We start from the raw sequence: 11,793 nt of genomic DNA, 5'->3' as shown, positions 1-11,793 counted from the left end.
ACTCATTCCGGCCGCCGATTCGCCTCCCGCTGTAGCCCTTAGCGCCCGCACCGCGCTCCCGCCCGGCAACCAGGCCTCCCCCCGATCAATCGCCGGCAAATCGTTGCGGGACAACGAGTCTGGAAAAAGTCTAGAGAATCTTGAGACTTTTCCACCCCCGCTTTCGGCCCGAAATGACGGACTTTTTCCGTCCTGGCGCGGCCCGGACCCACCAGTGCGCGGCCAACGAGACGGCAGGCCGCCCGGAGGCGGCAGCACGGGATGCTCCTGACCCGCTCGGAGCAGACGACACAACGCGGCCCACCCGCTCCGGACAGGCCGTTTTCGCCGGATCGCGCCCCACAGATGATGCGATGGAGGGACCGCCCGCTACGGGCTACTTGCGCCAGAACTCGGGCACGAAGAGGATGATGACGGTGTAGATTTCCAGCCGCCCCAGGACCATGCAGAAGGTCAGGACCCACTTGGCCGCGTCCGGCATCCAGGCGAAGTTGTCCGTGGGCCCTACCCCGCCGATGCCGGGACCGATGTTGCCGATGCAGGCCAGGGAGGCGGCAAAGGAGGTGACCACGTCCACGCCGGTGGCCGCGACCACGAAGGCGGCCAGGACCAGCAGCCCCACCCACAGGAAGGCGAAGCCCCAGACGCCGCTGATGACGTCATCCTTGACCACGGTGCGGCCCATCTTGACGTGGGACACGGAGCGCGGGTGGATGAGCCGGAAGAGTTCCTGGTAGGACTGCTTGAAGAGCAGCATGATGCGCATGACCTTCATGCCGCCGCCCGTGGACCCGGCGCAGCCGCCCACGAACATGCAGAACAGCAGGATGGCCTGGGCCAGGCCGGGCCACAGCTCGTAGTCCGCCGTGGCGAACCCGGTGGTGGTCAGGATGGAGGCCACCTGGAACGAGGTGTAGCGCACCGAGTCGGCCAGGTTGTCATAGTTCCCGGCCACGTACACGGTGATGGTCAGGATGACCACAAAGACGAGGACCATGCCCGCGAAGACCCGGAATTCCGGGTCCTTGAGCATGGCCGACGGCTTCCACTTGAGGACCAGGTAGTGCAGGGAGAAGTTCACGCCCGCGATGAGCATGAACACGGTGATGACGTAGTCGATGTAGGCGGAGTCGAAGCCCGCCACCGAGGCGTTCCGGGTGGAGAACCCGCCCGTGGCCATGGTCCCGAAGGTGTGGCACAGGGCCTCGAACAGGTCCATGCCCCCGAACATGAGCAGCACGGTCTCCAGCGCGCTGAACAGGACGTAGACCTTCCACAGGGTCATGGCCGTGTCCTTGATGCGCGGCTTGAGCTTGTCCGGGGACGGCCCCGGCACCTCGGCCTTGTACAGCTGCATGCCGCCCACGCCCAGGAACGGCAGGATGGCCAGGGACAGGACGATGATGCCCATGCCGCCGAGCCAGTGGGTCAGGCTGCGCCAGAAGAGCAGCCCGCGCGGTACGGCCTCGATGTCGGCCAGCACGGACGAGCCGGTGGTGCTGAACCCGGACAGGGACTCGAACACGCAGTCCACCACGGACCCGAAGGTCCCGCCCAGGTAGAACGGCAGCCCGCCGAAGGCCCCGGCCGCGAACCAACCCAGCGCCACGATGGCCATGCCCTCGCGGTGGGTCATGATGGACGCCTTGTGCGAGCGGTCGCGAAAAACCAGGAAGGCGATCCCGCCCAGGGCCACGGTGATGCCCATGGACATGGCCAGGGGCGCGGCCGTGCCGTCGTGGTAGTAGAGCCCCCAGGCCAGGGGCAGGACCATGGTCAGCCCCACGCAGGCCACCAGCGCCCCGATGACGTGCAGGACGTAGCGCCAGCGCATCTAGAAGAGCTCCTCCACCCGGGTGGTCAGGACCCGCTCCACCTTGGGGATGGTCTGGCTGGTGGAAATGATGATCAGCCTGTCGTTGGGCCGGACCACGGAGTCGCCGCGCGGGATGACCACCTCGTCGCCGCGCTGGAAGCAGAGAACCAGGCTGCCGCGTGGAAATCCGAGGTCCTTGACCGCCTTGCCCACGATGGGGGAATCCTCCAGGGCCACGGCCTCCAGCGCCTCGGCCTCCTCGCCCTTGATGGACACCGAGGAGATGATCTTGCCCCGCCGGATGTAGTGCAGCAGGGAGTTGATGGCCGACAGCCGGGGGCAGACCACGTAGTCGATGCCGATGGGCTCGATCAGGGGCATATAGCCGAAATTGTTGACGCGCGTCACCGTGCGCTTGGCCCCGAGGGACTTGGCCAGCAGGCAGGACAGGATGTTGGTCTCCTCGTCGCCGGTCACGGCGATGACCATGTCCATGTCCTGGATGTTCTCCTCGCGCAGGATTTCCTGGTCCGTGGAGTCGCCCATGAGCACGATGGGCCGGTCCAGGTGCTCGGACAGGTATTCGCACCGCTTCTGGCGGTTCTCCAGCAGCCGGGTGTGGTAGTACTTGTTGTCCAGGGCCTTGGCCAGGCGGAAGCCGATGTTGCCGCCGCCGATGATCAGGACCTTGCGCACCGGGTCGTCCACGATGCCGAGCCGGGCCAGGATCTCATCCTGGTCGCGGATGTCGCAGACGAAATAGACCAGGTCGCCCTTTTTCAGCACGTCCTGACCGCCGGGGATGATCAGCTTATCGTTGCGCACGATGGCCGCGATGACCAGTCCCAAGTCATCGCCGATCTTTTCGCGCAGTTGGATGAGCGGGCTGCCCACGATGGGGCTGCGGTCCGGCAGGTGGATGCCGATGAGCCGGATCTTGCCGCCCGCGAACTCGTTGATCTCCACCGCGCCGGGCACGCTCATGAGCCGCAGCACCGAGTTGACCACCTCTTCGTCGGGGTTGATGATCTTGGTGATGTGCGCCCCACGTTCGGTCAGCAACTGGCTGTAATTCGTATACATCTCGTTGCGGATGCGGGCCAGTTTGGTGACCCCCTCGCTGAGCATGTTGGCGTAGTAGCAGCTGATCAGGTTGATCTCGTCGGAGTCGGTCACGGCCAGGAAGATGTCGGCCTCCCGAATGCCCGCGTCCTCAAGGACCTTGGGGCTGGACCCAGAGCCCTTAATGGTCTGGACGTCCGAGCTCTCCGCGACCTTGCGCAGGGCCTCGTCGCTGGTGTCCACGACCACGACTTCCTTGTTTTCCACCGCCAGCCGCTGCGCGAGGTGGTAGCCGACCTCGCCGGCGCCTATGATGATGACCCGCAAATGACGCTCCTTCATTGAGTGAAAAGCACTCTACCTTTTACCCATGTTTTTCCGCCAGTGCAAGAATGCGGGTCCCCCTTCGGGCCAATGATATCCGGCCGTTAACCAAGGGCGGGCGGCCACGGAATCCCGTGGCCGCCCGCCCGGGCGCGGTCATTTGGCGGGATCAGCCGATGGCCGCCCCAACCGCGTCCCTGACCGCCTCCACGCCGACCCGTTCCACGAACCGGGCGGTCCGCTCCTTCACCTTGCCCTGCGCGGCGTAAAAGGCCAGGGCCTTGCGGATGACCGCGAAGGCCTCCGCCTCGGAGACGTCCTCGGCCAGGATGTCCCCCTGGCGCACGCGCTTGCCGCCGTTGCCGCCGAAGGTCACGGTCCAGCCGTGTTTTTTGCCGAACAACCCCACATCGCGCACCAGGGACTCGGCGCAGCACATGGGGCAGCCGGAGACGCCGGTCTTGAGCTTGGCGGGCAGGCTGAAGTCCGCCAGCATCCGCTCCAGCCGGTCGGCCGCGCCCAGGGAGTCCTGCTGGCCGAGCTTGCATCCGGCCGAGCCCAAACATCCCTGGACCTTGTACCGGTAGGCGTCGCCCACCAGCCCCACGGCCTCGACCACGCTTCGTAGCGCGGACGCGGGCACGTTGTCGATCATCAGCCGCTGGCTGGCGGCCAGCCGCACCCCGGCCAGGCCGTTGTCCCGCACGGCGCGGGTGACGGCCTCCAGCAGGTCCGCGTCCATCTGCCCCAGACGCATGCGCGGGACCACGGTGTACGTGCCGTCCTTGCGCGGACGGACAGCGCCCTTGGGCAAGCCCGCTATGTATGCTTCCATGTTCATGTCTTTATTCGCTCCTTGTCGCGCATGACGAATCAGATGGGCGGGGCGATGTGCACCAGCACGCGCATGTCCGTAATGGCCCGCACCCCGTGGGGTTCGGCGATCCGCGAGACGAGCACGTCGCCGGGCCGGGCGGGCATGGTCGCGCCGTCCGCGCCCAGGAACTCGCCCTCCCCCTCGAGGATGGTCAGGGTCAGCTCCCCTTCCAGGTCGTGGGAGTGGATGGGCAGCTTCTGCCCGGCCCTGAAGTTGAAGTTGATGACCTTCATGAACTCGGACTCGTGGGCCAGGTAGTTGGAAAAGGTCAGGTCCTTGAAGCCGTGTATCTCGAACAGTTCGATCTTCTTCATGACGATCCTCCTAGAGTTCAAAATGCAATTGGGTGGTCCTGAGCACGGCCCCGGTGCGGCTGACCGTCACCCGCTCGGTGGGCACGGCCTTCCCCGCGCGCTTGACCGCCTCGTTCAGGATGGCGCTCATGGAGGAGCAGCACGGCACCTCCATCTCCATGACCGTGATGGACTTGAGGTCGTTTTCCGCAATGATCCCGGCCAGCTTGTCCACATACGCCATCTGGTCGTCGAACTTGGGGCAGCCCATGAGGACCACCCGGTCCGGCACGTAGTCGCCGTGGTAGGTCGGCATGGCCACGGGCACGCAGTCCGCGGTCAGGAGCAGGTCCGCATGCTTGAGGAACGGCGCGTCGGGCGGCACCAGACGCAGCTGCACCGGCCAGTGGGACAGGGCCGAGCCCGCCCCCTGGGCCGTGGGCACGTTGGCCCGGCCGCACGGGGTCAGGGTCTGGAGGGCCGCGCCGGGGCAGCCGCCCACCCTGGCCCCCTCGGAGGACGCCTTCGCGCCCAGGCGCAGGGACTCGGGGTCGGGCATGTGGTCCGGCACCTCGCGGCCCTGGGCCTTGAGGTGTTCGGTCACGGCCTCGGGGTCAAAATCGGCGGCCTTGCGAACCTCCACCTTGAGCGCGCCCGTGGGGCAATCGCCCAGGCAGGCGCCCAGGCCGTCGCAGTAGATTTCCTTGACCAGCCGGGCCTTGCCGTCAACGATGGCCAGGGCCCCTTCGGCGCAGGCGGGCACACACTGGCCGCAGCCGGTGCACAGGTCCTCATCGATGGTGATCATTTTACGCTCATGGATCATTTTCCTATCCCCTTGGTTTTCAAGATGGTTCATATTCTGGCCACGCCGAGGAACACGGCGTGGAGACTGACCGCCAGGACGATGAACGCGGTCCGGGCGGCGTCGCGGGAAAGACCGGGAAAAACATAGCCTATGCGGCCGTGGGCGCAGGCGGACACGCAATCGCCGCACAGGGTGCAGGACAGGGCCGGGCGTCCCTTTGCCAGGCGCGCCTCGTCCAGGGCGTTGTACCGGCAGCGGGTCAGGCAGGCCCCGCACCGGGTGCAGTCCGCGTCGATGCGGATGCGCCAGGGCGCGATGCGCCCGAAAATGTTGCCCACGAGCCCCATGGGGCAGAACGCGGTGCAGTGGACCATCATCCCCCTGCGGCGGGAGACGAAGACCATGACCCCCACCCCGACCAGCCCGAAGGCAGCGCCCAGGAGCACGGCGCTCGCGCCCGGCACCTGGAGGACGCGCAGCGCCCAGGCCGCGCCCACGGCCAGGACCAGGGTCGCCCCCCTGCCCCACAGGCTCAGGGAACGCAGGGTCCCGGACGGCGCGGGCCTGCCGCCCAGACGGCTCATGGCGTCGTCCCAGGCCCCGATGTAGCACAGGTGGCTGCACCAGGCCGGGCCGACCAGGAGCAGGGTCGCGCCGAACAGGACGAGCATGAAGTAGCCGGACCCGCGAAAGACCGGACCGGCCGCGATCAGGGCCGGGACCGGCAGGTGCAGGGTCCCGGTCATGAGCATGCGGTCCATGCCCAGGAGCCCCAGGGCCAGTTGCAGGAAGAACACGGCCGAAAACAGCGCCCAGACGCGCGGACGGACCGTCCGGTGCCCCTTGGGGGTACGCATGCGCGCGCCGATCCACTGGGCGTAGCAGCCGAGCAGGAATATCTCGAACCAGCCCCAGCCGGGCCAATAGCGGTCCGCCAGCAGAATGGGGAAAGAGACCTTGCTCCGGGCCGCGGCCAGGCCGATCACCGTGAGCAGAAACATGGCCGCGCGCGGCCCGGCCCACTCCCGCTCGCGGTCGAACCAGCCGTCGAGCCCCCGGCCGAGCAAGGCCAGCAGGCCCACGCCGTCTAGGAGGATGACCCCGCCCATGATCCAGGCCAGCCGCTCCCAGGGCTCGCCCAGGACCAGACGAAACCCGATGAAGTCCACCGTGGCCTGCGCCCAGACAAAGCCGCCCCAGAGGAGCGCGGCAGCCGCCACGGGACGCGCCCAGGCCCGCCGGGCCGCGAGCAGCCCGGCCAGGACCGCCAGGGAGGCGGCCAGGCCGAAGTCGCCCTGGCGCAGGCCGTGCGCCCCGAGCAGGAGCAGGGCCGCCATGGGCGGGATCAGACGGTATGACGTCGCGGTTCCGTTTTCCATGGCCCCATCCTGAACAATCTTTTTGACCTCGACCATGACTTAGGTCAAATTAATCTTTCAACCAGAAAATATGGAGAAAATGTTTTGCGGGACAAGCTGGCGGCCGTGCGCGGCGTGACCTTTTTCCGGGGACTGCCCGAGGACCAGTTGGCCAAGCTGGCGGCCATCGCCGTGACCAGGCGGTACGACAAGGGCGAGACCCTGTTCCTGGCGGACGCCCCGGCGGACGGGTTCCATGCGCCGATCACGGGGCGGGTCAAGGTCTTCCGCACCTCCCCGGCGGGCAAGGAGCAGATCCTGCACGTCTTTGGTCCGGGCGAGGCCGTGGGCGAGGTCCCGGTCTTCGAGGGCGGGACCTTCCCGGCCCAGTGCGAGGCCGTGGAGCCCTGCGAAACCCTGTTCTTCCCGCGCGCCGCCTTCCGCGACATTCTGCGCGATGACCCGGACCTGGCCATGCGCATGATGGCCATGCTCTCCCAGCGCCTGCGCATCCTGGTCAACAAGATCGACGACCTGAGCCTCAAGGAAACCCCGGCCAGGGTGGCCGCCTACCTCCTGCTCCTGCGCTCGTCCACGGACTCCGACACCTTCCGCCTGGACCTGCCCAAGGGCCAGATCGCCCTGTATCTCGGGACCATCCAGGAAACCCTGTCGCGCATCTTCAAGCGCTTCACCGACGAGGGGCTGATCGACATCCGGGGCCGGGAGATAACCCTCCTCGACCCGGATCGGCTGCGCGAACTGGCCGACGAGGGCCGCTAGCCTAAAAGAAAGGGGAGCCTTGCGGCCCCCCGTTTCCATCCCGGCAAAACGATGCCTAGTGATCGTACTGCCTGGCGTATGCCGCGTCGTTGTACATGCCCTCGCCGTAGGCCTGACGGCCATAATCGGCGATGACCCCCTGCCCTTCGGGCGAGGCCAGGAACTTGATGAATTCCACGGCCAGCTCGTGATTCGGTGCGCCCGCGGGCGAGGCCAGGGCGTGGTAGGTATTGATCAGCATGGGGTCGCCCCGGAACAGTATCTTCAGCTTGGGCATGTCCTTTCTGCCCATGATCCAGGTGGAGCTGTCGGTCATGAAGTAGCCGCCCTCGTCGTTGGCCCGCTTCAGGGTGGCCATCATGAAGTCCTTGGTGACCACATACCACTTCCCTTCGGGCTGAATGCCCGCCTTCTTCCACACGGCCAGTTCCTTCTTGTGCGTTCCGGAATTGTCGCCGCGCGACAGGAACAGCGCCCCGGCCCCGGCGATGCGGGCATAGGCGTCGGCCGCGTCCTTGGCCCCGGCGATGCCCGCCGGATCGTCCGCCGGACCGACGATGTAGAACTCGTTGGAACCGATCAGGGTGCGGTCCACGGCCCAGCCGTCGGCCACGGCCTGTTTCTCGGCGGCGGGCGCATGGACCATGCAGGCGTCCACCTCGCCGCCCTTGAGCAGGCTCAGGGATTTGCCGGAACCGGCCTTGACCCAGCACATGGTCGCGCCGTGCCTGGCGTTGAAGGTCTCGGCCAGGACCTTGAGCAGCCCCAGTTCGCCCGGTGAGCCCGTGGCCAGCGTGTAGACCGTGCCCCCGTCGCCGTAGGTCTCCGTGCACGCGATGCCGCCCGCGTACACGTTGCCCAGGAGCAGCAGAAACATCAGGCTGGACAGCAAAAATCTCTTCATAATCAACTCCTTGTATAGGTTGCAGTGGGGGCCAAGTTATCATTATTGATTATGCACGACAAGACACAATATGACATTGCGTCCGTTAATACGGCGGACAACGCAAAAAGCCCGCCGCACAGGGTGCGGCGGGCTGAAGAAAACAGCGTGGAAACGAGACCGTTAGGCGGTCTTGTTGATGGCGGCCTGGAGCCGGGCGATGCGGCGCTGGGCCTGACGCGCGTGAATGACCTTCTTGCGGGCGGCGCGGTCCAGCACGGAGCTGGCTTCCTTCAGGGCCTCCTGAGCCTTGGCGGTGTCGTTTTCCTCGAGGGCGAGACGAACGGCCTTGACGGTGTTCTTGATGCGGGTCTTGGAAACACGGTTGCGGGCGCGACGCTTCAAGCTCTGACGGTGCCTTTTCAGGGCGGACTTGTGATTAGCCAAGGTAATTTCTCCTGATCAATTTATTATCGCAGTAAAATGCGTTTGTTTTGCAATTCTTCCCGAAGGGAGTGCCTTTTATATGGACTCCCCGCCGGATGTCAAGACTTTTCTGAACCAGGGCTAGACCTGCAGGGCGTTGAAGTCGGCCAGACGTCCCAGCCGATCCACCAGTCCCTTGAGCAGGTTCAGCCGGTTCAGCCGAACGTCCGGGGCATCGCACATGACCATGACGTGGTCGAAGAAACCGTCCACGGCCGGACGCAGCTCCCCGAGCAGGCCGAACAGCCCGCCGAAGTCGCGGTTCTCCCAGAGGTCGTCGAAGCGCGGGGCCAGCTCGTCGAGCTTGGCGCCGAAGGCGGTCTCGTGCTCGTCCTCGAACAGGTCCGCGTCATAGCTGCCGGTCAGCGGCTCGCCCGCCTCGTCACCCTGCTTGCGGATGATGTTGGCGGCCCGCTTGAAGGTCAGCACGCTGCGCTCGAAATCGGCCCCACGGCTGAACTCGGCCAAGGCGTCGAGCCGCGCCTTGAGGGTGCGGATGTCGTTGAAGCCCGCGCCCAGGGCGGCGTCCACCACGCGGGTGTCGAACCCCTGGCCGGTGAACAGGGCGCGCAGCCGCTGTGCAAAGAAGTCCAGGAGCTTGTCCAGGGCCTCATTCTGCTCCACCTTCCACTTGACCCCGGAATAGGCCTTCTGGGCCGCCTTGAGGAAGGCTTCCAGGTCCAGGTCCAGGTCGTGCTCCATGATGATCCGACTGATGCCCAGGGCGCAGCGGCGCAGGGCATACGGGTCGTTGGCCCCGGTGGGCACCTTGCCCAGACCGAAGCAGCCGGCCATGGTGTCGGCCTTGTCGGCCATGGAGACCAGGGCCCCGGACAGGGAGGACGGCACCGGGGTGTCCGGACCGGCGGGCAGGTACTGCTCGTAGATGCCCTTCGACACGATCTCGCCCAGCCCGGCGCGTTCGGCGTAGATGCCGCCCATCTTGCCCTGCAGGGAGTCGAATTCGATGACCATTTCGGACACCAGGTCCGCCTTGGCCAGACGCCCTGCCCTGGCGTACTGCTCGATCTCGCCGGGCAGGATGGACTGGGACGCGTCCAGGGTCTCGGCCAGCTTGCGGCACAGGGTCTCGATGCGCCGGGACTTGTCGCCCACCGAGCCGAGCGGCCCGAGAAAGACCACGTGCTCCAGCTTTTCGAGCCAGGTGTCGAACTCCACCTCGCAGTCCGCCTCCCAGAAGAAGCGGGCGTCCTCGAGGCGGGCCTTGAGGACCCGCTCCCACCCCTTCTTGACCAGGGCCACGTCCAGCGGCTCCAGGTTCAGGGTGGTCAGGAAGTGCGGCAGCAGCCTGCCGTCCGCGCCCTCCAGGCCGAAGGACTTCTGGTGGGACTGCATGGAGGTCAGCAGGACCTCGCGCGGCAGGGCCAGGTACAGCGGATCGATGTCGCCGATGAGCGGCTTGGGGTATTCCACCAGGTTGGCCACCTCGTCCAGCAGCCCGTCGTTCCAGACGATGGAGCCGCCCAGGGCCTGGGCCAGCCGGTTGCCCTCGGCCACGATGGTCTCCCGTCGCTCGACGGGATCGATGACCACCTTGCACTGGTCGCGGACAACGGAAAAATAGTCGGCGGAGGAGGCCACGGAGAACGGGCCGGGGCCCATGACCCGGTGCCCGCGCGTCTCGCGGCCCGAGGTCAGGTTCTCCAGGGTGAACTCGACCACGTCGGCGTCGAGCAGGGCCAGGAGCCAGCGCACCGGGCGGCCGAAGGTGAAGTCGTAGTCGCCCCAGTGCATCCGCTTGGGGAAGGACAGGGACTCGATGCACTTGACGCAGAGGGCGGGCAGGATGTCGATGGTCCGGCCGCCGCCCACGGTCTTCTTGGCCGCCAGGTACTCGCCCTTGTCGGTCTCCATGCGGAACAGCGCGTCCTCGGCCACGCCCTGGGTCTTGGCGAAGCCCTGCCCCGCCTTGGTCAGGTTGCCGTCGCCGTCATAGGCGATGCGCACCGGAGGCCCGGTCACGGTCTCCTCCTGGGAGAGCTGGGCCAGGGCCAGGGAGGGCACGTGGGCGGTGATGCGGCGCGGGGTGGCGTAGCACTTGACGCCCCCGTTCTCGACCATGGACTCGGTCAGGCCCTTGGCAAAGGCCTCCTCGAGCTCGGCCGCCAGCTTGGGAACGAAGCGGGCGGGCATTTCCTCGGTTCCGATTTCCAGAATGAATTCGGCCATTGTTCTTCTCTTCTTAGTCTATTGCGTGACGAAGGCGTCGCTTATTTCCTGAGCAGGGGGTAGCCCATCTCTTCCCGCTGGTCGGCGTAGAGCCTGGCGATCTTCGAGGCCAGGTTGCGCACGCGGCCGATGTAGGTGGCGCGCTCGGTGATGGAGATGGCCCCTCGGGCGTCCAGCAGGTTGAAGGAGTGGGAGCACTTCAGGCAGTAGTCGTAGGCGGGCCAGGGCAGACCGGCCTCGCACAGCTTCAGGCATTCGCCCTCGAACTTGTTGAAGAGGTCGAAGAGCATGTCCGCGTCGGACAGCTCGAAGTTGTACTTGGACATCTCCACCTCGTTCTGGTGGTAGACGTCGCCGTAGGTGATGGTGTCGTTCCACCTGAGGTCGTAGACCGACTCCTTCTCCTGCAGATACATGGAGATGCGCTCCAGCCCGTAGGTGATCTCCACGCTCACGGGCTTGAGGTCGATGCCGCCCACCTGCTGGAAGTAGGTGAACTGGGTGACCTCCATGCCGTTCAGCCAGACCTCCCAGCCCAACCCCCAGGCGCCCAGGGTGGGCGACTCCCAGTCGTCCTCCACGAAGCGGATGTCGTGGGCCGCGGCGTCGATGCCCAGCGCGGCCAGGGACTGAAGGTACAGCTCCTGGACGTTGTCCGGGGACGGCTTCAGGATGACCTGGAACTGGTAGTAGTGCTGCAACCGGTTGGGGTTCTCGCCGTAGCGGCCGTCGGTCGGGCGGCGGGAAGGCTCCACGTAAGCGGTCTTCCACGGCTCGGGGCCGATGACCCGGAAAAAGGTGGAGGGATTGAACGTCCCGGCCCCGCACTCGATGTCCATGGGCTGGACCACGGCACACCCGTAATCCGCCCAGAACGCCTGCAATTTCAGTATGACATCCTGAAAATTCATGG

At 66.2% G+C, this 11,793-nt stretch carries 11 protein-coding genes; 1 reads left to right on the top strand and 10 read right to left on the bottom strand.

Going from position 1 to position 11,793, the window contains the following annotated elements; genetic code table 11:
• Positions 1-376: 376 nt before the first annotated feature.
• The 6 genes from DND132_RS01930 to DND132_RS01905 form a co-directional block, all read right to left on the bottom strand.
• Positions 377-1,834, bottom strand: a complete 1,458-nt coding sequence (locus tag DND132_RS01930) for a TrkH family potassium uptake protein (RefSeq protein ID WP_014321022.1) — start codon at positions 1,832-1,834, stop codon at positions 377-379.
• Positions 1,835-3,205 carry a Trk system potassium transporter TrkA gene (gene trkA, locus DND132_RS01925; RefSeq protein WP_014321021.1) on the bottom strand — a complete coding sequence of 457 codons (1,371 nt, stop codon included), beginning with the start codon at positions 3,203-3,205 and terminating at the stop codon, positions 1,835-1,837. It lies immediately after the preceding gene.
• A gap of 166 nt (positions 3,206-3,371) precedes the next feature.
• Positions 3,372-4,043, bottom strand: a complete 672-nt coding sequence (locus DND132_RS01920) for a nitrite/sulfite reductase domain-containing protein (protein ID WP_014321020.1) — start codon at positions 4,041-4,043, stop codon at positions 3,372-3,374.
• 32 nt (positions 4,044-4,075) lie between these two features.
• The gene (locus DND132_RS01915) at positions 4,076-4,393 is read right to left on the bottom strand and encodes a cupin domain-containing protein (protein WP_014321019.1); all 318 of its coding nucleotides are present in this window, start codon (positions 4,391-4,393) and stop codon (positions 4,076-4,078) included.
• Positions 4,394-4,403: 10 nt separating this feature from the next.
• Complete coding sequence (locus tag DND132_RS01910; RefSeq protein WP_014321018.1) at positions 4,404-5,198, bottom strand: ATP-binding protein; 795 nt, start codon at positions 5,196-5,198, stop codon at positions 4,404-4,406.
• A 29-nt stretch (positions 5,199-5,227) separates the two neighbouring features.
• A complete protein-coding gene (locus DND132_RS01905; protein ID WP_014321017.1) occupies positions 5,228-6,559 on the bottom strand; it encodes a 4Fe-4S binding protein in 1,332 nt (443 codons plus the stop codon).
• An 84-nt stretch (positions 6,560-6,643) separates the two neighbouring features.
• Here DND132_RS01905 and DND132_RS01900 point away from each other — a divergent pair, with 84 nt between their 5' ends.
• Positions 6,644-7,321, top strand: coding sequence for a Crp/Fnr family transcriptional regulator (locus DND132_RS01900; RefSeq protein WP_014321016.1), 678 nt, complete (start codon positions 6,644-6,646; stop codon positions 7,319-7,321).
• Positions 7,322-7,376: 55 nt separating this feature from the next.
• Here the strand turns inward: DND132_RS01900 and DND132_RS01895 are convergent, their stop codons facing one another.
• The 4 genes from DND132_RS01895 to glyQ form a co-directional block, all read right to left on the bottom strand.
• Positions 7,377-8,225 (bottom strand): ABC transporter substrate-binding protein, encoded by an 849-nt coding sequence (locus tag DND132_RS01895; RefSeq protein WP_014321015.1) that lies wholly within the window; start codon positions 8,223-8,225, stop codon positions 7,377-7,379.
• 162 nt (positions 8,226-8,387) lie between these two features.
• Entirely contained in the window at positions 8,388-8,651 is a 264-nt protein-coding gene (rpsT, locus tag DND132_RS01890; protein WP_014321014.1) for a 30S ribosomal protein S20, read from the bottom strand.
• Positions 8,652-8,771: 120 nt separating this feature from the next.
• A complete protein-coding gene (glyS, locus tag DND132_RS01885; RefSeq protein ID WP_014321013.1) occupies positions 8,772-10,880 on the bottom strand; it encodes a glycine--tRNA ligase subunit beta in 2,109 nt (702 codons plus the stop codon).
• A 41-nt stretch (positions 10,881-10,921) separates the two neighbouring features.
• Positions 10,922-11,791 (bottom strand): glycine--tRNA ligase subunit alpha, encoded by an 870-nt coding sequence (glyQ, locus tag DND132_RS01880; RefSeq protein ID WP_014321012.1) that lies wholly within the window; start codon positions 11,789-11,791, stop codon positions 10,922-10,924.
• Between the last annotated feature and the right edge of the window lie 2 nt (positions 11,792-11,793).

Origin of the sequence: Pseudodesulfovibrio mercurii (genome assembly GCF_000189295.2) — a bacterium.
GTDB classification, from domain to species: Bacteria; Desulfobacterota; Desulfovibrionia; order Desulfovibrionales; family Desulfovibrionaceae; genus Pseudodesulfovibrio; species Pseudodesulfovibrio mercurii.
This window is presented reverse-complemented; position numbering and strand designations above follow the sequence as displayed.

Coding starts and splice junctions, on each gene's coding strand:
- DND132_RS01930 (WP_014321022.1), bottom strand. CDS start 1,834: ATGCGCTGGCGCTACGTCCTGCACGTCATCGGGGCGCTGGTGGCCTGC.
- DND132_RS01920 (WP_014321020.1), bottom strand. CDS start 4,043: ATGAACATGGAAGCATACATAGCGGGCTTGCCCAAGGGCGCTGTCCGT.
- DND132_RS01915 (WP_014321019.1), bottom strand. CDS start 4,393: ATGAAGAAGATCGAACTGTTCGAGATACACGGCTTCAAGGACCTGACC.
- DND132_RS01910 (WP_014321018.1), bottom strand. CDS start 5,198: ATGATCCATGAGCGTAAAATGATCACCATCGATGAGGACCTGTGCACC.
- DND132_RS01905 (WP_014321017.1), bottom strand. CDS start 6,559: ATGGAAAACGGAACCGCGACGTCATACCGTCTGATCCCGCCCATGGCG.
- DND132_RS01895 (WP_014321015.1), bottom strand. CDS start 8,225: ATGAAGAGATTTTTGCTGTCCAGCCTGATGTTTCTGCTGCTCCTGGGC.
- glyS (WP_014321013.1), bottom strand. CDS start 10,880: ATGGCCGAATTCATTCTGGAAATCGGAACCGAGGAAATGCCCGCCCGC.
- glyQ (WP_014321012.1), bottom strand. CDS start 11,791: ATGAATTTTCAGGATGTCATACTGAAATTGCAGGCGTTCTGGGCGGAT.